Genomic DNA, 9,801 nt, shown 5'->3' on the forward strand with positions numbered 1-9,801 from the left:
GCCGGGTGCGATCCGGCCCAGGTCGTCACGGCCGAGCGCGCGGGCGCCGCCCAGCGTGGCCGCCTCCACATAAGCCTCGGCGGGCGCCGCGTCGGAGCGGCCCTCGGCGATCTTCGCCAGGTGCACGCCGACGTCCATCCCGCGGATCAGGTCCGGCGGGAAGGAGTCCGTGCCCAGGCAGAGGTTGACCCCGGCCTCGCGGTAGGCGCGGAAGGAGTGCAGCATCTCGCCGTAGCGCAGGGACGTCTGCGGGCAGTGGACCACGGAGATGCCGCTGCGGGCGAGCAGGGCCAGATCGCCGCGGTCCTCGCCGTGCACGGACGGGTGCCGGTCGATGGTCACCGTGTGCGGGATCAGCAGGTTCGGCGTCAACAGGCCGTGCTTGTCGAGGAGTTCGAGCGGCGTCATGCCGCCGTGGCGGCGCTGGACGAGGGCGCGCTCGACCAGTCCCTGGAGGGCGTGCAGCCGGACCAGCACCCCGCGTTCCCGTGCGATGCGTGCCGTCTCGGCGAGCAGCTCCTCGGTGAGGGTCTCGATGCGGCAGGGGAGCAGGACGCCGGTCAGGAGCGGATCGCCGAGTCCGGCGACGTGGTCGAGGAAGCGGACCGCGTCCCGCAGGCCGGCGCGCCCTTCCTCCTCGTCGAAGGCGACGTCCCGGGTGCCGTCCGGCAGCACGATGTTGACCCCCGAGCGGTAGGCCGGGCCGAGATAGCCGCGCAGGCCGATGCGGCGCGCCGTCCGCGCCATGTCGACCAGTTCGTCGTACGGCTCGGCCCAGCGGCTGTGCACCTCGGAGGCGATCGGCATGAAGGTGGTGATGCCGTGGAGGGCGAGCTGCGCGAGGGCGTACGCGCGAATGGTCGAGCGCTCCGACGGCGTGAACACGTCGTGCCGACGGTGCGCGAAGTACTCCGCCGACCACTGCAGGCCCGGGCCGCGTTCCGGGCCCGCCCAGGAGTCGAGGACCAGGTGGTCGACGTCGGTGAGCGCGTCGAGGTCGATGAGGCCCGGCATGACGAGGGACTCTCCGAGGTCGCGCTCCTGGTCGACGTCTCCCTCGTAGCGCGGTCCGACGTAGACCACGGTGTCGTCCTGCCACACGACCTCACCGTCCCGCAGCAGCGCGTGGCCGCCGTCCTGGTGGGCGAGGATGTGGCGCGCGCGCCAGCGGATGCGCATGGTGGTGCCTCCTGAGGGCCGGATACGGGGCCGGGTATGTGGCCGGGTATGTGGCCGGGTACGGGGTCGGGTTCGTGATCGTACGAGCTGGTATACCGGGAAGGGAAGACCGGTGGGCGGCGGCGGGGTCGGTGCGCCCCGGGGAGTCCCGTTGGCTGTTAAATATCCAGCTTTCATGCGGTGTTGACGCTGACGGTATACCAAAATGCGGTCGGGTCTATCGCGGCCCGCCACTCCTGGTATACCGTCCGGCCATCCCTCCCCCGAGCGCCGAACGGATCACGCGACGTGACGGATTCCCCAGTGCTGCCCGCTCGGCCGCCCTCCGGCGCCGACCTCCCCAACCCCCCTGCCACGGAACAGAGTTCGGCTCCGCCCGTGGTCGCCGCCCGGTCCCTGCTCGGCACCGCCTGGCTTCGCGTGCGCCGGAGCCGGATCGCCCTCGCCGCGCTCGCCGTGGTCGTCCTCATGGTCCTGTTCGCGGCGCTCGCCCCGCTGCTCAGCGCCCTCGAAGGGCAGGACCCGTACACCACGCGGACGAGCCCCGACGTCCTCGACGACTACGGCACCCCGGGCCTGCCGCTCTCCTACTACCGTTACCCGTCCGCCGACCACTGGCTCGGCGTCGAACCCGGCCTCGGCCGCGACATCTTCGCGCGCATGGCGCACGGCGCCCAGGTCTCCCTCGTGATCGCGCTGCTCGCGACGGTCGTCTCCGTCGTCCTCGGCACCGTGCTCGGCGCCGCGGCCGGCTACTTCGGCGGCAAGGTCGACATGGTGATCAGCCGGATCATGGACCTGTTCCTGGCCTTCCCGCACCTGCTGCTCGTGCTCTCGCTGACGCCGATCCTTCAATCCCGGCTCGGCGACACGGCGCTGGGGGAGGGGAGCCTGCTGCCGATCGCCTCGCTGGTGATCATCCTCGGCTTCTTCGGCTGGGCCTACCTCGCCCGCGTCGTGCGCGGCCAGGTGCTCTCGATCCGCGAGCAGGAGTTCGTCGAGGCGGCCCGCGCGTACGGGGCCTCGCACCGGTCGATCATCCTCAAGCAGATCGTCCCGAACGTGATGGGCGTCGTCCTCGTCTACGCCACGATGATGATCCCCACCAACATCACCGCCGAGGCCGCGCTCTCCTTCCTCGGCGTCGGCGTGAAGGACCCCACCCCGTCCTGGGGCCAGATGCTCAACGCGGCCCAGCAGGGCAACTGGTACCTCACCGACCCCTGGTTCCTCGCCGTCCCGGCCGGCGCCCTGGTGATCACCGTCCTCGCCTTCAACCTGCTCGGCGACGCGGTCCGCGACGCCCTCGACCCCAAGTCCTCCCGTGGCTGACCACACCTCGCACAACCAGGAGCAGCAGTGAACCCACGCACCGCGGCGGCGCTCGCCCTGACGGTGGCCGCCGGGCTGACCCTCACGGCCTGCGGCGGCCCCAAGCCGGCCCCCGGCGCGGGCTCCCGCGCCCCCGCCGACGCCTTCGAACCCGTCAAGGTCGGCGACGGCGACCGGACGAAGGGCGGCAACGTCAACGTCCTGATGTCCGCCGACTTCCAGACCCTCGACCCCGGCAACAGCAACTACGTCCAGACCGCCAACGTCGGCCAGCTCTACTACCGCACCCTCACCATGGCGAAGGAGGAGGCGGGCAAGCCCCCGACGATCGTCCCCGACCTCGCCACCGACCTCGGCAAGGTCTCCAAGGACGGACTGACCTGGACGTACACCCTGAAGAAGGGGCTGAAGTTCGAGGACGGTTCGCCGATCACCGCCAAGGACGTCAAGTACGGCGTCGAGCGCACGTACGCGCGTGACGTCTACACGCAGGCACCGCAGGAGCTGAACGCGGCCCTCTCCGACGATGCGTACAAAGGCCCCTACAAGGGCGGCGACTTCAAGGGCATCGAGACACCCGACGACCGCACCGTCGTCTTCAGGCTGAAGCAGCCCTTCGCCGAGTTCCCCGCTCTCGTCTCCCGCTCCAACACCGCACCGGTGCCCCGGGCGAAGGACACCAAGCTCGACTACACGAACCACCCCGTCTCCACGGGCCCGTACAAGATCAAGTCCTATGACCGAGGGCGCCATGACGCTCGTGCGCAACGAGCAGTGGGACCCCGCGACCGACCCGAACCGCAGCGCCCTGCCCGACACGTTCACCTTCAGCCTGTCCACCGCCCAGTCGACCATCAGCCAGCAGCTGCTGGCCGACGCCGACCCGACCGCGATCACCCTCGACAGCGCGGGCGGACTCCAGGCCTCCGACGCCGCGAAGCTCGACGAGCCCGCTGTCGCCCGGCGCACCGCCTCCGGGCTCATCGGCTGCACCGACGTCCTCGACCTCAACACCGAGACCATCAAGGACCCGGTCGTCCGCAAGGCCATCGCGCTCGCCATCGACCGCAAGGCCATCCACCTCCAGTACGGCGGCGCCCGCTTCGGCAAGCTCACGCAGTCGTACATCAACCCCGACCAGCGCGGTTACGTCACCCAGCACACCGCCCTCGACCCGGCGGGCCAGCCTCAGGCCGAGGAAGCGAAGAAGCTGCTCAAGGGGCGCGATGTCCCGAAGAAGCTCGTCTACGGATACGCGGACGCGACGCCCCGCTACAAGAACATGGGCACCTCGCTCCAGCAGAACCTCAAGCAGATCGGCATCGACCTCGAACTGCGCCCCATCCCCGCCGCGAACTACTACACGACCCTCGCCGGCGCCCACATGCCCGACATCGCCCGCAGCGGCTGGTGCGGCGGCGCCGACAGCGGATCCGTGCGCACCACCATCGACCCGAACCTCGGCCCCAGCGTCGACGGCAAGACCTTCGGCTTCTCCAACATCCCGCGCTACCACGACCCGCAGATCGCGAAGGCCATGTACGCGCTGCGCGGCGAGAACGGCACGAGCGAGGAGCTGGGCCGCAAGTGGTCGACGCTCTTCGACCGCGCCATGCAGGACTATCCGCTCGTCCCGCTGATCAGGAACGTCACCCGCAGCGTCGTCGGTTCCGACATCCGCAACGCGCAGGTCGGCTACTTCTTCGGCGCCATCGACCTGTCGACCGTGTCCGTCGCCTCCGGCTCAGGGAAGGGGTGATCGCGGATGGCCGCCTTTCTGCTGCGCCGCCTCGGCGCCACCGTCGTCCTGCTGATCGTCATCAGCTTCGTCACGTTCACGCTCTTCCACTTCGGGCCTGCCGACCCGGCCGCCGCTGCCTGCGGGCAGGAGTGCACCCCGCAGCGGGTCGCCGAGGCACGCGTCGCCCTCGGCATGGACAAGCCGTTCCTCAGCCAGTACGCGACCTACATGACGGGCCTGTTCCACGGCCGGACGATCGGCGCGCCCGGCGCCGAATCGCTGTGCCAGTGGCCCTGCTTCGGCAAGTCCTTCCAGACCAACGAGGACGTCACCGCCGTCCTCGAACGCGCCCTGCCGTACACGGTCTCCGTCGCCGTCGGCGCGATCGTGCTGTGGACGGTGGCCGGCGTGAGCCTCGGGACGCTCGCCGCGCTGCGCCGCGACAAGCTCACCGACAAGCTGATCGTCGGCGCCGCGTCCGTCGGGGTCTCGCTGCCGATCCCCGTCACCGGACTGCTGCTCCTGCTGATCTTCGTATCGACCTTCGACGTGCTGCCGTTCACGACGAACGCCATCACGTCACCGTTCGGGCCCGCCGGATTCGACGGCTGGTTCCTCAACTACCTGCTTCCCTGGGTCGCGTTGGCGGTCCTCTTCAGCGCGCAGTACATCCGTGTCACGCGCAGCTCCATGCTGGAGACCTTCGGGGAGGACTTCATGCGCACGGCCCGCGCCAAGGGCGTGTCCCGCACCGCCATGGTCGTACGGCACGGCGCCCGCGCCGGGCTCACGCCCGTCGTCACCATGCTCGGCCTCGACATCGGACTGCTGCTCGGCGGCGCCGTCCTCACCGAGCAGATCTTCTCCGTACCGGGCGTCGGCTTCACCGCCGTACGCGCCGCGCAGGCCGGCGATCTGCCGCTGACCATGGCGATCACGCTGCTCGCCGCCTTCTTCATCATCGTCGCCAACGTCGTTGTCGACGCCGTCTACGCCGTGATCGACCCGCGAGTGAGGGCCGCCTGATGACCACTGAGCCTCTGCTGCGGATCAGGGATCTGCACGTCACGTTCCCCACCGACGACGGGCTGGTGCACGCCGTCAACGGCATGGACCTGACCCTCGCGCGCGGCGAGACCGTCGGCCTCGTCGGTGAGTCCGGCTCCGGGAAGACGGTCACCAGCCAGGCGCTCATGGGCCTCCTGAAGGAGACCCGCGCCCAGGTGAGCGGCGAGATCCTGCTCGACGGCACCGACCTCAACTCCCTCACGGAACAACGGATGCGGGCCTGGCGCGGCAAGAAGATCGCCATGATCTTCCAGGACCCGCTCTCCGCGATGCACCCCTTCCACACCGTCGGCGCGCAGATCGCCGAGGCGTACCGCGTCCACAACAAGGTGTCGAAGAAGGCGGCGCACGCCGTCGCCGTCGACATGCTCGGACGCGTCGGCATTCCCGACCCGAAGCGGCGGGCCCACGCCCACCCGCACGAGTTCTCCGGCGGCATGCGCCAGCGCGCGATGATCGCCATGGCGCTCGTCTGCGAGCCCGAACTGCTCATCGCCGACGAGCCGACCACCGCCCTCGACGTCACCGTGCAGGCCCAGATCCTGGACCTGCTGGGGGAGTTGCAGCAGGAGACGGGCACCGCCGTCGTCCTCGTCACGCACGACCTGGGCGTCGTCGCCGAGGTCTGCCACCACGTCGCCGTCATGTACGGCGGCCAGTGCGTGGAGCGCGGTGGCGTACGGGAACTGTTCCGCGACCCGCGCCACCCGTACACGCAGGGCCTGCTCGCCTCGATGCCGACGCTCGGCGAGGACGGCGAACGGCTGCGCCCCATCCCGGGGTTCCCGCCGTCGCTCACCGCGCTGCCGGCCGGCTGCCTCTTCGCGGACCGCTGCCCGCAGACGGACCGGGTGCCGGACGGTCTCTGCCACACCGAGCGGCCCCCGTTCGTGACGACGGGAGCCACCCACCCTTCCCGGTGCCACCAGGAGAACCTCGCCACCGCCGAGGAGGCCGCGCGATGACGACCGCTGACCGGACACCCCTGTTGGAAGCCGAGGGGCTGACCAAGCACTTCCGGGGACGCGGCGGCTTCCTCGGCCGCGGCGGCGCCCCCGTCAAAGCCGTCGACGGCGTCAGCTTCTCCGTCGGCGCCGGGCGGACGCTCGGCGTAGTCGGCGAGTCCGGCTGCGGAAAGTCCACCACCGGACGGCTGTTGATGCGTCTGCTCGAACCGACGTCGGGGACCGTACGCCTCGACGGCCGCGACATCGCCACGATGAACCGCGCCGAGGCACAGGAGTACCGGCGCCAGGTCCAGATGGTCTTCCAGAACCCGACGTCGTCCCTCAACCCCCGGCAGTCCGTCGGCGCCGCCATCGCCGCCCCGCTGCACGCGCAGGGCATCAACCCGCCCGGCGGCGTCAAAGCGCGCGTGCGCGACCTGATGGACCGCGTCGGCCTGCGCCCCGACCACTACAACCGCTTCCCGCACGAGTTCTCCGGCGGCCAGAAGCAGCGCGTCGGCATCGCCCGCGCCCTCGCCCTCGAACCCCGTCTCATCATCTGCGACGAACCGGTCTCGGCCCTCGACGTCTCCGTGCAGGCCCAGGTCGTCAACCTGCTCCAGGACATCCAGGCCGACACCGGCGTCGCGTACGTCTTCATCGCCCACGACCTGTCCGTCGTACGGCACTTCGCGGACCGGGTCGCCGTCATGTACCTCGGCAAGGTCATGGAGAGCGGCGTCACCCGGGAGGTCTTCGACGACCCCCGCCACCCGTACACCCGGGCCCTGCTCTCCGCCGTGCCGCAGCCGGACCCCGAAGCCGACCGGGGCCGCAGGATCCGCCTCACCGGCGACCTGCCCACCCCGGCGAACCCGCCCTCCGGCTGCGTGTTCCGTACGCGGTGCCCGCTGCGGCCGCGCCTCGACGAGGCGGGGCAGGCGCGGTGCGCGAGCGAGGTCCCGGCGCTCTCGGCCGCCGGGCCCGCCTGCCACTTTCCCGACCGGGAGGTCGCTTCGACCATGACCTCCACCTCACCCACCACGTAAGGACTCCGCACCACATGCAGATCCGTGACGTCCGCCCCTGGGGCGGCGAGCGCAGTGACGTACAGCTCGACGGCGACCGCATCGCCGCGATCCGCCCGCACGACCCGCAGGCCGAACCCGCCGGTGACGTCGTCGAGGGCCGCGGCCGGCTCCTGCTGCCCTCCTTCAGCGATGTCCACGTCCACCTGGACTCCACCCGCATCGGCCTGCCGTTCCGCCCGCACACCGGCGGCCCCGGGGTGTGGACGATGACGATGAACGACCGCGAGAACTGGCGCGACGCCGAAGTCCCGCTGCCCGAGCGGGTCGCCGGCACCCTGGAGCGCATGATCGCGCGCGGCACGACCCGCGTGCGGACGTACGCGCAGGTCGACGTCGACTGCAAGCTGGAGAAGTTCGAGGCGGTCGTCGCCGCCAAGGAGAAGTACGGGCACCTCGCCGACGTGCAGATCATGACGTTCCCGCAGGCGGGCATCCTGCGCGAGGCGGGCACCGAGCAGTACCTGGAGGCGTCGCTCAAGGCGGGCGCGGACGTCATGGGCGGCATCGACCCGTGCACCCTGGACCGCGACCCCAAGGGCCACCTCGACGTCGTCTTCGGACTCGCCGAGAAGTACCAGGTCGAGGTCGACATCCACCTCCACGAGCCCGGCGAACTCGGCGTGTTCTCCACGGACTTGATCCTGGAGCGGGTCCGCGCCCTCGGTATGCGGGGCAAGGTGACGATGTCGCACGCGTACGAGCTCGGCTCCGTCAACGAGTCCACCAGCCGCCGCCTTATCGAGGAGTTCGCGGAGCTGGACATCGCCATGGCGACGGTGGCCCCGGCGGGACGCGGCCACCTGTCGCTGGTCCAGCTCACCGAGGCGGGCGTCCGCGTCGGCCTCGGCGAGGACGGGCAGCGCGACTACTGGAGCCCGTACGGCAACTGCGATCTCCTCGACCGCACCTGGCAGTTGGCGTTCACGAACAACTTCCGGCGCGACGACCACATCGAGATGTGCCTCGCCGTGGCGAGCATGGGCGGCGCCTCGATCATGAGCCACGACGTGCCACGGCTCACCGGTGTCACCGACCGCCCGGGTCTCGCCGTGGGCGACCGCGCCGACCTGCTCCTCGTCGACGGGGAGACGCCGACCAGCGCCGTCATGGACCGGGGCACGGACCGTACGGTGCTGCACGACGGGCGGGTGGTGGCGGACGGCCTGCGCCTGACCGACGCCGGCTGAGCAGCCGGGCGTCCCCGGCGGGCCCATCGTGCCGAACTACTCTTCCGGTGTCGTGAGGTCGAACTGGAGGACACGTGCTCGGGCTTGTGCTGGTCGTGCTGCTGGGGATCGCCGTGCTGCTCGGCTCCGCGTGGGGGGAGCGGCTGCGGATCGCGCCCCCGGTCGTCCTGCTGACGCTGGGCGTCCTCCTCGGGTTCGTCCCGGCGCTGCGTGCGGTGGAACTGCCCTCCGAGGTGGTGCTGTCCCTGTTCCTGCCGGTGCTCCTCTTCTGGGAGAGCCTGAACACCTCGCTGCGCGAGATCCGGCGCCACCTCACCGACGTCACCCTCGCCGCCACCGTGCTGGTGCTCGCCTCGGCCGGCGCGGTGGCCTGCGTCGCCCACGCGCTGGGCCTCGGCTGGGGACCGGCGTGGGCGCTCGGCGCGGCGGTGGCGCCGACGGACGCCACCGCCGTGAACGTCGTCGGGCGCCTGCTGCCCCGCAAGGACATCACGCTGCTGCGCGCCGAGAGCCTCCTCAACGACGGGACGGCGCTCGTCGTCTACGGCATCGCGGTCGGCGTCACCGTCGGCACCGACCACGTCACCTTCCCGCACGTGAGCTGGCTGTTCGTGCTCGGCTACGGCGGCGGGGCGCTGACCGGACTCGTGATCGGATCGCTCGTGCAGTGGCTGCGGGCCCGCACCGCCGAGGGGGAGGCGCTGCGCGGACAGGTGCTGCTGCTCCTCACCCCGTTCAGCGCGTACCTCATCGCCGAGTACGCCGGGGCGTCCGGCGTGGTGGCCGTCGTCGTATGCGGGCTGATGCTCAGCCAGAGCGGGCCGCGCACCGTGCGCGCCGAGGTCCGCGTGCAGGCGCAGTACTTCTGGACCGTCGCCACGTACCTCCTCAACGGCTCCCTGTTCGTGCTGATCGGCGTCGAACTCGTCCACTCCGTCCTGGAGTTGAGGGGCGGACAACTGGGACACGCGCTGGGCGCGTCCCTGGCGGTGGCCGGCACGCTGATCGCCGTGCGGTTCGTGTACTACTTCTCGGTCGCCGGGTTCTTCCGGCTGGCCCGCAAGGGCTCGGCGCGCGCGTCCGGATCGACGTACTCGGGACGACGGCTCACCGCCAGCGCCCTGTCCGGATTCCGCGGCGCGATCTCGCTCGCCGCCGCGCTCGGCATCCCCGCCACCCTCGACGACGGCTCGCCGTTCCCGCACCGCGAACTCATCGTGCTCGTCACCGGCGTGGTGATCGTGGTGACGATGGGG

Annotated in this window: 7 protein-coding genes and 1 pseudogene; 7 read left to right on the forward strand and 1 reads right to left on the reverse strand. The window is 71.0% G+C overall.

Going from position 1 to position 9,801, the window contains the following annotated elements:
• A partial coding sequence (locus tag AB0L37_RS38170; protein WP_365516718.1) for a chlorohydrolase family protein occupies window positions 1-1,179 on the reverse strand: 1,179 nt, incomplete at its 3' end.
• Between the two features lie 288 nt (window positions 1,180-1,467).
• Between AB0L37_RS38170 and AB0L37_RS38175 the strand changes: the two genes are divergently transcribed.
• From AB0L37_RS38175 to AB0L37_RS38205, 7 genes and pseudogenes are all read left to right on the forward strand, one after another.
• Window positions 1,468-2,511 (forward strand): ABC transporter permease, encoded by a 1,044-nt coding sequence (locus AB0L37_RS38175; protein ID WP_365516721.1) that lies wholly within the window; start codon window positions 1,468-1,470, stop codon window positions 2,509-2,511.
• A 294-nt stretch (window positions 2,512-2,805) separates the two neighbouring features.
• A pseudogene (locus tag AB0L37_RS38180) lies at window positions 2,806-4,270 on the forward strand (ABC transporter substrate-binding protein).
• A gap of 6 nt (window positions 4,271-4,276) precedes the next feature.
• On the forward strand, window positions 4,277-5,278 hold the full coding sequence (locus AB0L37_RS38185; protein WP_365516724.1) for an ABC transporter permease: 1,002 nt from the start codon (window positions 4,277-4,279) through the stop codon (window positions 5,276-5,278).
• Complete coding sequence (locus AB0L37_RS38190) at window positions 5,278-6,285, forward strand: ABC transporter ATP-binding protein (RefSeq protein WP_365516727.1); 1,008 nt, start codon at window positions 5,278-5,280, stop codon at window positions 6,283-6,285. The genes AB0L37_RS38185 and AB0L37_RS38190 overlap by 1 nt, the downstream gene beginning before the upstream one ends.
• The gene (locus AB0L37_RS38195) at window positions 6,282-7,316 is read left to right on the forward strand and encodes an oligopeptide/dipeptide ABC transporter ATP-binding protein (RefSeq protein ID WP_365516729.1); all 1,035 of its coding nucleotides are present in this window, start codon (window positions 6,282-6,284) and stop codon (window positions 7,314-7,316) included. The genes AB0L37_RS38190 and AB0L37_RS38195 overlap by 4 nt, the downstream gene beginning before the upstream one ends.
• Window positions 7,317-7,330: 14 nt before the next feature.
• Window positions 7,331-8,545, forward strand: a complete 1,215-nt coding sequence (locus AB0L37_RS38200) for an amidohydrolase (RefSeq protein ID WP_365516732.1) — start codon at window positions 7,331-7,333, stop codon at window positions 8,543-8,545.
• A 74-nt stretch (window positions 8,546-8,619) separates the two neighbouring features.
• Window positions 8,620-9,801, forward strand: a 1,182-nt coding sequence (locus AB0L37_RS38205) for a Na+/H+ antiporter (protein ID WP_365516735.1), incomplete at its 3' end; no start/stop codon positions are given.

The organism is Streptomyces sp. NPDC052225 (assembly GCF_040679615.1).
Classification (GTDB): Bacteria; Actinomycetota; Actinomycetes; order Streptomycetales; family Streptomycetaceae; genus Streptomyces.